This is a genomic window from Actinacidiphila sp. bgisy160, from assembly GCF_057707815.1.
The window spans coordinates 104,788-118,042 of sequence record NZ_JBYIQW010000001.1 but is presented as its reverse complement, the minus strand read 5'-3'; the positions used below and the strand labels follow the sequence as shown (position 1 = coordinate 118,042).

At 71.5% G+C, this 13,255-nt stretch carries 13 protein-coding genes, 1 tRNA gene, 1 other RNA gene and 2 pseudogenes; 8 read left to right on the top strand and 9 right to left on the bottom strand.

Annotated elements, in window-relative coordinates; translation table 11 throughout:
- Positions 1-68: 68 nt before the first annotated feature.
- The 4 genes from AC3EUJ_RS00575 to AC3EUJ_RS00560 all read right to left on the bottom strand — a co-directional run bounded on the left by AC3EUJ_RS00575 (position 69) and on the right by AC3EUJ_RS00560 (position 2,490).
- On the bottom strand, positions 69-659 hold the full coding sequence (locus tag AC3EUJ_RS00575; RefSeq protein WP_431958846.1) for a hypothetical protein: 591 nt from the start codon (positions 657-659) through the stop codon (positions 69-71).
- Positions 660-769: 110 nt separating this feature from the next.
- Positions 770-1,345: a hypothetical protein gene (locus AC3EUJ_RS00570; protein WP_431958845.1), complete on the bottom strand. Its 576-nt coding sequence runs from the start codon at positions 1,343-1,345 to the stop codon at positions 770-772.
- Entirely contained in the window at positions 1,338-1,889 is a 552-nt protein-coding gene (locus AC3EUJ_RS00565; protein ID WP_431958844.1) for a SigE family RNA polymerase sigma factor, read from the bottom strand. Before AC3EUJ_RS00565 ends, AC3EUJ_RS00570 begins: the two co-directional genes overlap by 8 nt.
- Before the next feature lie 97 nt (positions 1,890-1,986).
- Positions 1,987-2,490, bottom strand: coding sequence for a MarR family winged helix-turn-helix transcriptional regulator (locus tag AC3EUJ_RS00560; RefSeq protein ID WP_431958843.1), 504 nt, complete (start codon positions 2,488-2,490; stop codon positions 1,987-1,989).
- A 198-nt stretch (positions 2,491-2,688) separates the two neighbouring features.
- Between AC3EUJ_RS00560 and AC3EUJ_RS00555 the strand changes: the two genes are divergently transcribed.
- On the top strand, positions 2,689-3,537 hold the full coding sequence (locus AC3EUJ_RS00555; RefSeq protein WP_431958842.1) for an alpha/beta fold hydrolase: 849 nt from the start codon (positions 2,689-2,691) through the stop codon (positions 3,535-3,537).
- 74 nt (positions 3,538-3,611) lie between these two features.
- Here the strand turns inward: AC3EUJ_RS00555 and AC3EUJ_RS00550 are convergent, their stop codons facing one another.
- Positions 3,612-4,475 carry a hypothetical protein gene (locus tag AC3EUJ_RS00550; protein ID WP_431958841.1) on the bottom strand — a complete coding sequence of 288 codons (864 nt, stop codon included), beginning with the start codon at positions 4,473-4,475 and terminating at the stop codon, positions 3,612-3,614.
- 20 nt (positions 4,476-4,495) lie between these two features.
- Positions 4,496-5,029, bottom strand: coding sequence for a SigE family RNA polymerase sigma factor (locus AC3EUJ_RS00545; RefSeq protein WP_431958840.1), 534 nt, complete (start codon positions 5,027-5,029; stop codon positions 4,496-4,498).
- A 523-nt stretch (positions 5,030-5,552) separates the two neighbouring features.
- On the opposite strand from AC3EUJ_RS00545, the pseudogene AC3EUJ_RS00540 reads away from it, so the two are divergent.
- Positions 5,553-5,804: pseudogene (locus AC3EUJ_RS00540) on the top strand (site-specific integrase); the annotation flags it as partial.
- Between the two features lie 227 nt (positions 5,805-6,031).
- Here the strand turns inward: AC3EUJ_RS00540 and AC3EUJ_RS00535 are convergent.
- Positions 6,032-7,453: an ATP-binding protein gene (locus AC3EUJ_RS00535; RefSeq protein ID WP_431958839.1), complete on the bottom strand. Its 1,422-nt coding sequence runs from the start codon at positions 7,451-7,453 to the stop codon at positions 6,032-6,034.
- Positions 7,454-8,176: 723 nt separating this feature from the next.
- Between AC3EUJ_RS00535 and AC3EUJ_RS00530 the strand changes: the two genes are divergently transcribed.
- The 3 genes from AC3EUJ_RS00530 (at position 8,177) to AC3EUJ_RS00520 (ending at position 9,731) form a co-directional block, all read left to right on the top strand.
- Complete coding sequence (locus AC3EUJ_RS00530) at positions 8,177-8,419, top strand: hypothetical protein (protein ID WP_431958838.1); 243 nt, start codon at positions 8,177-8,179, stop codon at positions 8,417-8,419.
- 632 nt (positions 8,420-9,051) lie between these two features.
- Positions 9,052-9,336: a hypothetical protein gene (locus tag AC3EUJ_RS00525; protein WP_431958837.1), complete on the top strand. Its 285-nt coding sequence runs from the start codon at positions 9,052-9,054 to the stop codon at positions 9,334-9,336.
- On the top strand, positions 9,318-9,731 hold the full coding sequence (locus tag AC3EUJ_RS00520; RefSeq protein ID WP_431958836.1) for a DNA-binding protein: 414 nt from the start codon (positions 9,318-9,320) through the stop codon (positions 9,729-9,731). The genes AC3EUJ_RS00525 and AC3EUJ_RS00520 overlap by 19 nt, the downstream gene beginning before the upstream one ends.
- 131 nt (positions 9,732-9,862) lie before the next feature.
- Here AC3EUJ_RS00520 and AC3EUJ_RS00515 read toward each other — a convergent pair whose 3' ends face one another.
- Entirely contained in the window at positions 9,863-10,249 is a 387-nt protein-coding gene (locus AC3EUJ_RS00515; RefSeq protein ID WP_488180937.1) for a plasmid pRiA4b ORF-3 family protein, read from the bottom strand.
- Here AC3EUJ_RS00515 and AC3EUJ_RS00510 point away from each other — a divergent pair.
- A pseudogene (locus tag AC3EUJ_RS00510) lies at positions 10,227-10,640 on the top strand (tyrosine-type recombinase/integrase); the annotation flags it as partial. The gene AC3EUJ_RS00515 and the pseudogene AC3EUJ_RS00510 sit on opposite strands and share 23 nt — an antisense overlap.
- A gap of 73 nt (positions 10,641-10,713) precedes the next feature.
- On the opposite strand, the gene AC3EUJ_RS00505 reads toward AC3EUJ_RS00510, so the two are convergent.
- Positions 10,714-10,801, bottom strand: a tRNA-Ser gene (locus tag AC3EUJ_RS00505).
- A gap of 72 nt (positions 10,802-10,873) precedes the next feature.
- On the opposite strand from AC3EUJ_RS00505, the gene ffs reads away from it, so the two are divergent.
- Positions 10,874-10,970: signal recognition particle sRNA small type (gene ffs / locus AC3EUJ_RS00500), an RNA gene on the top strand.
- A 112-nt stretch (positions 10,971-11,082) separates the two neighbouring features.
- On the top strand, positions 11,083-13,236 hold the full coding sequence (locus AC3EUJ_RS00495; RefSeq protein WP_431958834.1) for a DNA polymerase III subunit gamma and tau: 2,154 nt from the start codon (positions 11,083-11,085) through the stop codon (positions 13,234-13,236).
- The last annotated feature ends 19 nt before the right edge of the window (positions 13,237-13,255 follow it).

The following is a 13,255-nucleotide window of genomic DNA, read 5'->3' as shown; positions in this document are numbered from 1 at the left end:
CGCCCCGCACACCCGGGTCCCGGCCTTCCCTCGGGCCGGGACCCGTCCGCGCCCGTACCCGCGAGGGATCAGGGGGTGTAGAGCGACTGGAGCCTGACCACCTCACCGTTCAGGTCGAAACTGACGTCGTAGCCCAGCGATCCCCGGTACGAGGCCGGCTGAGCCCAGTAGCGGCTGATGAACTGCGCCTGGGAGTAGGCGTGGGGGGCGGAGTCGTCGCCCAGCGGGACCGACAGCAGGACCCGGCCCCCCGGGGCCATGCGCACCGTGGTGTAGGGACCCTTGCCCGGGAGTATGTTCCACGCCTCGATCCGTCCCGTCACGGGCACCTTCCGGGCGGGGCGCACCGAGAGGTAGGTGCGCCCGTCCTTGATCCACGCGTTGTCGACCTGCACGAACTGCTTGCTCCCGGCCCAGCGCGCGGGGACCTGGGCGGAGTGTGAGGGGGAGGGCACGTCGGAGCGCTTCGGCGAGGGCGGTGCCGACGGCGAGGCGGGGGCCGAAGTCGGCGCCGGGGCAGGGGAGGAGGCGGCCACGTCGGTACGGCCGGTGTCCCCGCCGCCCTCCACCTCCCCGGAACAGGCGCTGAGAGCGAGGGTGGTGAGGACGAGGGCGGCGAGCCCGGCGGCGGCGCGGCGCGGGGAGGACGAGGAAGACACAGTGGGGTCCCATCGGGTCGGGTACGGGCGGCGTGCACAGGCTCTACGCACCGGCCCGCCACGCGGGTTACACCGGGAATGTCATGGACCGGTAACAACTCCCCGTCGCGCTAACCGGTCTCCCGTAGGGACGCCACCCGCCCTTCCTCGTCGTAGTCGATCTCGAACGTCCACCGCGGACCGCCGGCCAGCCGTCCCACCAGCTGGCCCAGTTGCCGGTCCGCGGGGTGCCCGCCCGACAGCCGGAGCGTCTCGACCAGCGTCGTGCTCGGCAGGGTCAGCGTGTGCACCACGCCGGTGGGCGTCGGCGTTCCCCCCGCGGCCGCCCGGAGCTGCCGTACGGTGACCCGCACGCTGTCGCCCTGGGCCACCGCGCCGTGGACGTAGCCCAGTTCGCTGGCGTACTCCTCGCCCGGCGCGGGTGTCGGGCGGACGAAGAGGGAGGGCGGCGGCGACGGGGTGACCGCCGGCGGCTCCGGCACCCGGGCGGCCCCGGCCAGCGCGAGGCCGCCTCCCAGCAGCACGCAGGCGAGCACCGCCACGACGGAGGTCCGTACCGTCCGCGCGCGGCGGCGGCGCCGTTCGCCGCGGGCCCGCACCTGGTGCGCGGCCGCCGGCACGGCCCGCCCCCGGCCGGACTCGGCGAGTTCGGTGAGGAGCCTGCCCAGCTCGCTGCCGTCAGCCATGCTTCCCCTCCGGAAGTCGGCCCGCCTCGGGGTCCAGTTCCGTGTGTGCCAGCAGCCGCGCGAGCGTCGCCCGCCCGCGGCTGAGGTGCACCTTGACGGTGCCGACCGGGGAGCCCGTCTCGGCCGCCACCTGTTCCACCGGCAGATCGCACAGATGGTGCAGGACCACGGCCCGCCGCTGCGCCTCCGGGAGTCGCCGCAACGCCTCGACCAGCACCACGTGGTGCGGTTCCGGCGGCGGTACGACCGGGGGCGGACCCTGCCGGCGGGCCAGCGCCAGCGCGGTGCGCACACGTCGCCACCGGCTGACGGCCAGGCGCCAGGCCACGGTGCGCACCCAGGCCTCGGGCGCGCCGTGCAGATCGAGTTCGGCCCGGTGCTCCCAGGCCCGGGCGAACGCCTCCTGCACCACGTCCTGCGACTCCGCGAGGTCGCCCGTCATCGCGTACAGCTGTCCGATGAGGCGGCGGACACTCCTGCTGTAGAACGCGTCGAACTCACGCTCCCCCATCACGCGCCCCGGAGGGTCCTCGGGCAGTCCCATACCTCATCCCCCGCCGGACACCGTGCGCCCCGGCACGCACGTGATCAACGCTGCGGGACCATTCTGTTGCCCGGCGCGACCACGCTCAAGCGGCCGGCTACGGCGTCGTGGCGGCGGGCTCGGCGCCCGTGGCGTGGCGGTCCACGTTGGCCGTCAGCCGGCGCAGCAGGTCCTGGGCCGTCCCGATCTCCTCCCGGGTCAGCCCCATGGCCTCCCCGATCGCCAGGGGCACTGCGCGGATCCGCTCCCGCAGTGCGGTCCCCTCCGGAGTCAGCGCCACCTCGACCACCCGCTCGTCGTCCGCCCGGCGCTGCCGCCTGAGCAGGCCGTGCGCCTCCAGGCGCTTGATCAGCGGTGTGAGCGTCCCGTAGTCCAGGTGAAGCGCGGCCACCAGGTCCTTGACGGTCACGGTGCGGTGCTCCCAGAGCACGACCATGACCAGGTACTGGGGATAGGTCAGGCCCACCGCGTCCAGCAGGGGCCGGTAGACGCCGGTGACCGCGCGCGAGGCGGCGTACAGCGTGAAGCAGAAATGGTCGTCCAACAGTAGCGAGGGCTCCGCGGTGTCGCCGTTCCCGGGTGCGCGGGTGTCGTCGTTCACGATTCCCTCCCCTCCTTGGTCGTCGGTCGGGTGCTCCGGCGGACATTGTCGCACCTTCCGCGCGAGCTATGAACTCGTACTCGATTAACTTGCGCACAAGATAAACGGACGCTAGGTTTCTCTGCATCGCCCGGAGCGGACGCCCCGGGACGGACCACCTGTCCGGCGCTGCCGGGTCCCGTACGCCAAGGAGCCACCGTGAACCTCAAGACCGTCCTCCGCCCCACCCGCAAGAGCGTCGCCGTCCTGGGCGCCGCCGCCGGTGTCGCGGCCCTCACGCTGACGGCCACGGCCCCGGCGAACGCCGCCAAGGCCGCGCACCGCCCGCAGGAGAAGAAGCCCACGGTCGTCCTGGTGCACGGCGCGTTCGCGGACTCCTCCAGCTGGAACGGCGTGGTGACCCGCCTGAAGCACGCGGGCTATCCCGTCGTGGCCCCGGCCAACCCGTTGCGCGGCCTGGCGAGCGACTCGGCGTACGTCCACAGCTTCCTGAAGAGCGTGCGGGGCCCGGTCGTGCTCGTCGGCCACTCCTACGGCGGCTCGGTGATCAGCGAGGCCGCCGCCGACTCCCCCAACGTCAAGGCGCTCGTCTACATAGCCGCCTTCGCCCCGGACAAGGGCGAGACCGTCACGCAGATCTCCGGCAAGTTCCCCGGCGGCACCCTCGGCGAGACCCTCAACCCCGTGCCCTTCCCGCTCCCCGGCGGCGGCACCGGCACCGACCTCTACATCAAGACCGACAAGTTCCGGGCCCAGTTCGCGGCCGACGTACCGAAGACCGTCGCTGAGCAGATGGCCGCCACCCAGCGCCCCGTGGCCGCCTCGGTCTTCGACGAGAAGGCCGTCAACGCCGCCTGGCGAAGCATCCCCTCCTGGGACCTGGTCACCACCCAGGACAAGAACATCACCCCCGCCGCCCAGCGCTTCATGGCCGAGCGGGCCCACGCCCACACCGTCGAGATCAAGGCCTCCCACGCCGTCTCGGTCTCCCACCCCGGCGCGGTGACCCGCATCATCGAGCAGGCCGCCCGCTCCACCGTCCGCTGACCCCGCTCACGACCTGAAGGGGCCGCGGCCGGATCCCGGCCGGGGCCCCTTCGTGCCGTCCCCCGGGGCGTCGCTCAGCCGCCCCGGACGGAGATCTGCTTCTTCTCCATGGGATCGGCGTCGGCGACGCGCACCAGGTCGAGGAAACGCCGGTCGCGCGCCACCGCAAGCAGTTGCCCCGCGGTCACCGGGGCGGAGACCTTCGCGTCCTGGTCGGGGTAGACGGCGAGTTCCACGTCGCTGTGGCCGTAGGCGAAGCGGACCCGGGTGTACATCGTGTCCGGAGAGCCGTCGACCAAGCGGTACGCCGCCGCCTTGATGCCGCCCGGCAGCGTTCCTTGCTCGCAGCTGCCGCCCTTGAGGGAGCCGGGCTCCCCGGGGCAGGTGGCCCCGTGCCGGGTCGTTCCAGGGGCGCTGCCGGCGGGCCTTACCGACAGGGCGACGGTGAACACCTCCCCCTTCGGGGTCTCGCCCTGGTAGCGCCACACCGCGAGGTCGACCGGCCGTACCAGCCCGACCGCGTCCGGCAGGAGTTCGTCGAGGAGCACCGCCGCCTGCTGCTGGAACGCCTCCTGCCGCTCGCGCTCGGCAGGCGGCAGATCGGCCATGGACTCCTCGGTGTCACTGGTGGGTTCGATGTGGACCGGCGTCCGGTACGGCGCCGGCTCCTCGGACGTACGCGGCGAGGGCGTGGTGTTGGCGGCGGGCCGGACCGTCCTGCCCCCGCCGTCCCCGCCCGGCAGCGACACGGAACCGAAGACCACGGCCCCGAACGCGCAGGCGACCGCGGCGGCGACGGCCATCCGGGCCCGCGCCCTGCGGCGCCGGCCCTGGACCACCGCGGCCGGCACCAGGTCGTGGACCGGTGGCAGCTCCGCCACCGCGTGCTCCATGACCTCCCTCACCAGCAGGGCGCTTCCGTCCTCTGCCTCACGCATGTTGTCTCCCATGGCTTTCCTCAGCTTCCCGTGGCGTAGATGTGGGCCTCACCCAACTGGGCGCGCAGCTTGGCCAGGGAGCGCGAGCACTGGCTCTTGACGGTGGACTCGCTGCACTTCAGCAGCGTGGCGACGGACTCGACGCTCTGGTCCTCCCAGTAGCGCAGCACGACCATGGCCCGCGCCCTGGGCGGCAGTCCGGCGAGCGCCGACAACAACGTCACCCGCAGGTCGGCGTGGTCGGGCACCGGCCCGGGACCTGGGCGGGAGTGCGCCAGCAGGTCCCGCAGCCGCCGCCTGCGCTCGGCCAGGTAGGTACGGGTCAGCACGGTCCGTGCGTACGCGTCTATGTGGTCGGCGGCGCTCGCCCGCCGCCAGTGCTGGAACAGCTTGGCGAGCGTGGTCTGCGTCAGATCCCGAGCGGTCTCCGCGTCCCCGCACAGCAGGTACGCGGTCCGGTACAACCGCTTCTGCCTCGCCCTGGCGAAGGCCTCGAAGCTCTCCGGCGCTCCTGGATCCACCGCCACACCCGTGCCCCTGCCGTTCTCCGGCATCTGGTCTCCTCTCGGGGCCCCGCACGGGCCCTGTCCCTCACTCGTGTTCAGAGCGCCTTCGGCCGCTGGAGGTTGAAACCCGATTTCACCGCGCTGCGCCCGGGCTCGACGACGAAGGCCCAGACCGTTCACATGACGGCCTGGCAACCCTTCAAGCAGATCCGGAGCTGGTAGCGCAGTCGGTCTGGGTCTTGCTGCTTGTCTAGATGGTCAGAAGCGCGGCGAGCAACGCAGCCGCCACTGCGGAGAAGAGTCGCGGCTTCCTCCAGCCCGGTCCAGAAGCCTGGCGGGTCAGCTCCCCTATGACCACCAGCCCGCCACCTGGGCCCAGCGCGCTCCGCAGCAGGAATGTGGCGGTGTGCGCAGGGATCCTCCAGTGGTGGTGAACGGACGGGCAGGCCGGCGGTAGCTGAAGCGCGCGGGCGTTGGCGCGAGCTTTGGCCGGTGGCCTGCTTGGGCTGGGGTCGAGCATGGACAGGGGGCCGTACGCTTGCCGGCAACTCGTGCAGGCTTGTCCCCTGTCGCGGGAGTACGGGACGGTCGGCTGCACGACGCTCGCCACACCGCGGCGACGGTCCTCCTTCTGCTCGGCGTTCCTGATGTCGTCGTGGACGCGATCACGGGTAGGGAACCTGGGGGCTGGGCCCGGATGCGCACGCGATACATGCACGTGACCGGACCCGTGCTGAAGAACGTGGCTCGCCAGGTTGGCGACGCGCTGTGGAGCTCGCCGGACACCAACCGAGACGGAGAACGTCGAAGGGCCCCACCGTGACCGGTGGGGCCCTTCGGCAACGTGCCCGGTGAGGCACTGGCGGAGGATACGAGATTCGAACTCGTGAGGGGTTGCCCCCAACACGCTTTCCCAATGTTCGTACGAGGGTCCGGCGGGGGTCGTACCCGTCCTGACCTGCAGCGGAGCGTTCGTGGCGGCCCTGTCCGGACGGGCCTGGACGGGGGTGATTGCAACCAGAACTGCAACCACAGGAGTCCATCCCCTGCTTACGCCCTGCGCCAGGCGCCGAGCAGTTCTCCGGGTCCGTACGCCGCCTGGAGCCCGGAACAGGTGGTCCCGTTGCGCGAGACCGCCACGAGCGGTACCGGCTCGTCGGTGATTGCGGCCCGGTGCTTCTGGAGCGCGGCCAGGTCGTGACTGTCGAACGCGGAGTTCTCCAGCCACTTGACCGAACCGAGGAAGAGCAGTTCCTTGGCCACCGGCTGCCGGTCGGCGCCGACCAGGTCGATTTCGACGTCGTTGCTGCGGGTCCAGTAGCCGCCGATCGCCGGGGTGGCGGGCAGGAGCCCGTCCGGCAGGAGGCGGGCGAGGGATTCCCGGACGAGGGGCTCGATCGCACGCCCCCGCCAGCTTGTCCACTGTTCCTTGATCCGGCTCAGTGTGAGATCTCCCCGCATGCGCTCGATCTCCGCCATGTGTGGATCCAGGAACGCGAGCCAGAACCGGAGGTAGGGGTCGGCCACGCGGTAGCGGCGTTCCTTCGACGGTCTCAGCGAGAGGGGCAGCTCGGCTGCCACCACCCGTTTTTCGGTCAGGACGTCAGAGGCTCGGGTGAGCGTGGTGTGGGCGATGCCGCCCGCCGCGCGAGCGATGTTGGTGAAGGTTCTCTCGCCGCTTCCGATGGCCCGTAGGACCTCCCGGCTCATCGCCTGCGGTGGGAACTCCGCGGCCAGTGACCGCTCGGCGGAGACGAGCAGCGCGGAGATCGGGTTGTCGAGCGAGTCGCGGAGGAACTCCCAGATGTCGGCTCCGGGCCGCCACTCCGCGCAGATCAGCGGAAGTCCGCCTGTGATCAGGGCGGCGTCGAAGGCGGCCGCCGGCTCAAGGCCGAGCATCTCGCCGATGTCGGCCGGGTTCAGCGGCCCCACGACCATTTCCCGGCCCCGCTGGTGGAAGGGCCGGTCGTAGCTGTTCAGCGCCTCCATCATCGACAGGTCGGACCCGATCAGGAGGAGAAGTACGGGTTTACGGCTCAGCAGACGGTCCCACGCCCGCTGGAGCATGCCCTCGAAGGCATCGATGCGGTCCATGAGGTACGGAACCTCGTCGATGACGACCACGCTCGGGCCGTCGTCGGGAAGGATCTCCGCGAGCAGCCTGAACGCCGCATTCCACTGCTCTGGAGTCTCCTCCGAGAACAGTGCCCGCTCCGGCAGGGTGGATCTCGCGACGGTGTCGAGCAACTCCGTCAGCTCATCCTCCGCCGAGCCGCCCGCCGCGGTGAAGAACAGGTACGGCACCTCGGTGCGCCGGAGGAATTCTTCGACGAGGCTGGACTTGCCGACTCGCCTCCGCCCGCGCATGAGGATGCACTGTCCCGGCTTGGCCGCGCCGACGGCATCGTGGACCGACCGCAGGGCGCTGCCGAGCACGTTCAGCTCGCGGTCCCGACCGATGAAACGTCGCATTCAAGCCTCCCTCCCGTGAGCAATGGTATCGGCAAAGATACTATCGCTGTCGATACCATTTCTTCCTCATTCAGGTGCAGCGCTCATGACGCTGTGGATGCGGGAGAGTGTGAAAACGCGCTCGGCGTCCCGAAGGTGGCACCAGGCGGCCCGGCGGCGACGGCGGCCAGATCGGCTGCGATGTCCTCTGGAGTGCGGCCGGCGTCCAGCGCCCGGCGGACACTGGCGGCGCTGAACCGCCACACCGACGCCGTGCCGCTGGTCTCCCGGGGGTGACGGTCGCCCATCCGACGGAAGGCGGGACGGGCTGGAACGGGGCGTGCCAGCCGGGCCCGCGCAGCGCGAGCGCCACCTCGGCGGGCATACGGGCCGGGCCGTAGCGGTGACGGTCCTGGACCAGGAACCCCCGTTCGCGTGCCCATCGAGCGCCCGGTTCGGGATCGGAGCCCGGACTCCCGAACATGATGAAGCGCGCGGGCCCCGCTGGCCCGGCCCCCGCTCGGCCTTCGAGCAGCTTCCGGGCCGCCGCAGGGGCCTTGGCGACCACGGAGAGGATCCGCTCCGGGTCGCTGTGGTGTTCCAGTAGCGCCGTCAGTCGCTGCGACTTGCTGCCGGGCGGCTTGGCGCCCAGTGCCGCAAGAGGAGGTCGCGTCGGCGAGCAGTTCTTCCAGCGGGGCATCCAGACCCAGCGGCGCGTCCCAGGCCTGCCGCAGCGGTCCGGTCATGCGGAGCCGCGCCGTCCGGCCAGACCAGAGCCTGATCGGCCAGAGCCTCCAGCACGGCCGCCAGTTCACGGGTGGTGTCGTCGTCCGCAACTCCCAGCAGCTCCGCCAGGGCATCGCGCGACGCGGGCACGCGCAGTGCCGCCAGCGCTTCGGCGACCTGGAGGTGTGGGAGCGCGAGCCGCGGCAGGGCAAGCGCCACCGACCCCGGGCGCTGAAGACGGTCGGCCAGTTCCCCCACTGAGCGCAGCTCCGGAGCGGCCGCCGCGTCCTTCCGTGTCTCGAGCACGCGTGCCAGGCGACAGCCGTCGAGGCCGCCCAGCCAAGTCGCCAGCGTCGATCGGGACTTCATGCCGGGGCACCTCGCGAGATCAGGATTATGACAACGGGCAGACGCCGCGGGGTTCCAAGGATGTCGCACCCCTGTGATCCGCAGATGCCGTACGGGACAGGCTCCCCCGTTGGTGGGCGCCGGCATCCGCGAGGCGGGGGGCGGGGCCACCCAGTCACCCGGAACGTCCGAATCGGATGCATATAAGCGCAACCAGGAATGCAACCGGATCACGACGAGAAGCCGAGCCGCAGATTCGGCTCGGCTTCTCGTTTCGCCTGTTCAGGCGGCTGCGGAGGATACGAGATTCGAACTCGTGAAGGGTTGCCCCCAACACGCTTTCCAAATGTTCGTCCGGGTGTCCAGTGAGGGCCGGGGGCGCTCTGGCCTGCGGTGGAGCGGATCGTTCAGTGACGCCCGGACGCAACTGAACGTGGGTGAATGAGACCAGAACTGAGACCAGGAGGCGACGGGTGGGCGGCTCACGTCGTTCGGTGGGCGCTGCACCAAGACCGAATTCCTACTTGTTTGATAATCTCTGTCCCGTGAGCGAGATTCCTTACAGCGTCGGCGAAGGGCCGGCCACCAGGGTCAGCCTTTCCCTGCCCGAGGGGACGGCGGAGGCGATCCGCCGACGGGTGGGCAAGCGTAAGTTCTCCGCGTTCATCACCGAAGCGGTGGAGCGCGAGCTGCGCGGTCAGATCTTGGATGAGTACCTGGCCGACTACGAACGCCGACAGGGGCCGATCTCCGAGCACGAGCAGGAGCGGGCACGCCGGGTCCTCGACGAGGTGTTCGCCGAGGAGGGGCAGTGGCCCGCCGCAGGCTGAGTCACGAAGGCACCCTCGTTCTCGACTGCGAGGGCCTGTCGAAGTTCGTCAGTGATCACGAGCCCGTCGTCGCCCTCGTCGCCGAAGCCCGCAAGCGGGGCATGGAGGTGGTCATCAGCGCTCTCACCATCATCGAAGCGGTGCGTCGCCGGACCGACAAGGCGCGGCTCGCCTGGGTCCTGTCCGGCGTGCGGATCGTGCACATCGGCGAAGAGGAGGCCAAGGCCGCCTCAGCCATGCTGATCAACGCTGGGCTGCATGGTCACAAATACGCCATCGACGCCGCCGTGGCCGAGACGGCGCTGCGTCAGCGCCGCCCGGTCGTCATGCTCACCTCGGACATCGACGACATGACGAAGCTCTGCGGCGACAGAGTGCGCCTCGTCGCCGTGTAGTCGACGCCCAAGACCCGAACGCGGGGGACGGGAGGTCGGTCCGTACGTCCTTGTCCGAGTGTGGCGGGGCCGGTGGAGCAGTCGGTAGCACCCAGGGCCGTGAACGATGGCGTGGCCGGACGGCTCGTCTTTCATGGTGCTGTGAGGCTCAGCAGCCGCGCGTTGGCATCGTCCGGCGTGAAACGGTCAGGGGCGAATACCGTGGCGGACCGAAGCCCGAGCCATACCAGCATGGCGTGGTGTTCCTCATGCGCCGGGTCGGCAAGGATCACTTTGAGGTCGCTGTAGCCGGGGGCGCCGCCGCAGTCCTCGGGCGGGCACGCCCCGGCGCCGTCCACGCAGTGCGGATAGCGGAGCCCGGCTGAGGCTGTCTGGAACTGCTCCACGGTGATGAGGTGCTCCCAGGAGTCCCCGAAGTCGTACGTGTACACGAAGTGGGCGCCTGGGCTGAGTAGGGCGGCCAGTGTGGTGGTGCGCTCGTCGCGGAATCCGAGTTCGTCGTCCGGCCGCCGCACCATCGGCCTGCCGGATCCGCTGATCAAGCTGCTCCGTCGCCACCTGGAAGAACAGGAGCGCGAAAGGATCGCCGCCGGCGACGCTTGGCAGGGCACCGGGTACGTCTTCGCTCAGCCTGACGGCTCGCCACTGGTGCCGAACACGGACTACCACCACTGGAAGGAGCTGCTTCAACTCGCGGGGGTGCGGGACGGCCGGCTGCACGACGCTCGCCACACCGCGGCGACGGTCCTCCTTCTGCTCGGCGTCCCCGATGTCGTCGTGGACGCGATCACGGGTAGGGAACCGGGCGGCTCGGCCCGGATGCGCACGCGATACATGCACGTGACCGGACCCGTGCTGAAGAACGTGGCTCGCCAGGTCGGCGAGGCGCTGTGGAGCTCGCCGGACACCAACCGAGACGGAGAACGTCGAAGGGCCCCACCGCGACCGGTGGGGCCCTTCGACAACGTGCCCGGTGAGGCACTGGCGGAGGATACGAGATTCGAACTCGTGAGGGGTTGCCCCCAACACGCTTTCCAAGCGTGCGCCCTAGGCCTCTAGGCGAATCCTCCGCGGCAAACATTACTAGACCGGAGGGAGTGCTCGCGAACTCGTTCTCGGGTGATCCGATCAGGTAGGCTGAGCGCAGCCCCTCACGTGGCGCTATCTCGCTGAACCCCCCCAGGGCCGGAAGGCAGCAAGGGTAAGTGGGCTCTGGCGGGTGCGTGGGGGGTCTTCTGCTGCCCATGCACCTGCGGGAACGCGGCCCGGGGTGCCCGGGGGAGGCCGCCGGTGTGGTGCCCGTCACACGTGCGGGGCCCGGGTGTCGGTGGGGGCCGATATCGTCGTAGGCGTGTCCCTCGCTCTGTACCGCCGCTATCGCCCCGAGACCTTCGCCGAGGTCATCGGGCAGGAGCACGTCACCGACCCGCTGCAGCAGGCGCTGCGGAACAACCGGGTCAACCACGCGTACCTGTTCAGCGGGCCGCGCGGCTGTGGCAAGACGACCAGTGCCCGCATCCTGGCGCGCTGCCTGAACTGCGAGAAGGGCCCGACGCCGACGCCGTGCGGGGAGTGCCAGTCGTGCCGCGACCTGGCCCGCAACGGCCCGGGGTCGATCGATGTGATCGAGATCGACGCGGCGTCGCACGGCGGTGTGGACGACGCCCGTGACCTGCGGGAGAAGGCCTTCTTCGGGCCGGCGAGCAGCCGCTACAAGATCTACATCATCGACGAGGCGCACATGGTCACCCCGGCGGGCTTCAACGCCCTGCTGAAGGTGGTAGAGGAGCCCCCGGAGCACCTGAAGTTCATCTTCGCGACCACGGAGCCCGAGAAAGTCATCGGCACCATCCGGTCGCGCACCCACCACTACCCGTTCCGGCTGGTGCCGCCCGGCACGCTGCGCGACTACCTGGCCGAGGTCTGTGAGCGGGAGGCGATCCCGGTCGAGGCCGGGGTCTACCCGCTGGTGGTCCGGGCCGGTGCCGGCTCGGTGCGTGACTCGATGTCCGTGATGGACCAGTTGCTCGCCGGAGCCGGCGAGGCCGGTGTGACGTACGCCATGGCGACCTCGCTGCTCGGCTACACCGACGGCGCGCTGCTGGACGACGTCGTGGACGCCTTCGCCGCCGGGGACGGCGGTGCGGCGTTCGAGCTCGTGGACCGTGTGATCGAGGGCGGGCACGACCCGCGGCGCTTCGTGGCCGACCTGCTGGAGCGGCTGCGGGACCTGGTGATCCTCGCGGCGGTGCCGGACGCGGTGGAGAAGGGGCTGCTCGACGCCCCCGCCGACGTGGTGGAGCGGATGCGGGCCCAGGCCGGGGTGTTCGGGGCGGCGGAGCTCAGCCGTGCCGCGGACCTGGTCAACGCCGGGCTCACGGAGATGCGCGGGGCGACCTCGCCGCGTCTGCAACTGGAGTTGATCTGCGCCCGGGTGCTGCTGCCGACGGCCTACGACGACGAGCGGTCGCTGCAGGCCCGCCTGGACCGGCTGGAACGCCGTGCGTCCGCCGGTGGTTCCGCGGCCCCCGCAGGCGGCCCTGCGGGCCCGGTGGTGGAGTTCGGCGAGCCGCTCGCGCCCGGCGGCGGCCCCGCCGCGGCGCGCGCGGCGATGGGCGGCCCGGCCCGGCCCGCCGAAGCCGCCCCCGTACCCGCCCCCGCACCGGCGGCCGCCCCCGAGCCCACGCCTGCGCCCGCCCCCGCGGCGCCGCCCGCGCAGCGCCCCGGCGCCTGGCCGACCGCCACCGCCCCCGGCGGCGGGCAGCGCCCCGGCGCCTGGCCCACCGCGGCATCGGCTCCGGCCCAGGCGCCCGGCCCCGCGGCGCCGCCCGCCGCGCCGGCACAGGCCGCACCCGCCGCGGCAGCGCAGCCCATCGGTGACGCCTCGCGCGTCCACCAGATGTGGCCCACCGTCCTCGAGGCGGTCAAGCGGCTGCGGAAGGTGACCTGGATACTGCTGGACCAGAACGCCCGGCTCGTCGGCTTCGACGGGGCGACGCTGCAGATCGGCTTCGACAACCCCGGCGCCCGCGACAGCTTCGCCAACCGCGGCCACGAGGAGGTGCTCAAGCAGGCGATCACCGAGGCACTGGGCGTCCAGTGGCGCATCGAGGCGATCGTCAGCCCGGGCGGCGGCCCCGGAGGCGGCGGCCCCGGCCCGGCGGGACCGGGCGGTGGTTCCGGCGGCCCTCGTCCCGCCCCCGCGTCCCCGGCCGCGCCCGCCCAGCAGCCGCAGCCGTACCAGCAGCCCCAGCAACAACCGCACCAGCAGTCCCAGAACCAGGCGCCGCCCCCGCCGCCGCCTGCCGCCGCGGCGGCCCGCGCCGCCGTCAACGCGGCGCCGGCGGCGTCCGCGTACCCGCCCGTCGCCGACGAGCCCCCGCCCATCGAGTACGACATGCCCGAGGACGACGACCCGGATCTGGACGAGACGGCGCTCAGCGGTCACGACCTCATCGTGCGCGAGCTGGGTGCCACCCTGATCGAGGAGATCGCCAACGAGTAGCCGCGGCGCCCCCGTTCCT

Coding starts and splice junctions, on each gene's coding strand:
- AC3EUJ_RS00515 (WP_488180937.1), bottom strand. CDS start 10,249: ATGGTGCGGCGGCCGGACGACGAACTCGGATTCCGCGACGAGCGCACC.
- AC3EUJ_RS00535 (WP_431958839.1), bottom strand. CDS start 7,453: ATGCGACGTTTCATCGGTCGGGACCGCGAGCTGAACGTGCTCGGCAGC.
- AC3EUJ_RS00565 (WP_431958844.1), bottom strand. CDS start 1,889: ATGGGACTGCCCGAGGACCCTCCGGGGCGCGTGATGGGGGAGCGTGAG.
- AC3EUJ_RS00570 (WP_431958845.1), bottom strand. CDS start 1,345: ATGGCTGACGGCAGCGAGCTGGGCAGGCTCCTCACCGAACTCGCCGAG.
- AC3EUJ_RS00550 (WP_431958841.1), bottom strand. CDS start 4,475: ATGCGTGAGGCAGAGGACGGAAGCGCCCTGCTGGTGAGGGAGGTCATG.
- AC3EUJ_RS00545 (WP_431958840.1), bottom strand. CDS start 5,029: ATGCCGGAGAACGGCAGGGGCACGGGTGTGGCGGTGGATCCAGGAGCG.
- AC3EUJ_RS00530 (WP_431958838.1), top strand. CDS start 8,177: ATGCGGAGCCGCGCCGTCCGGCCAGACCAGAGCCTGATCGGCCAGAGC.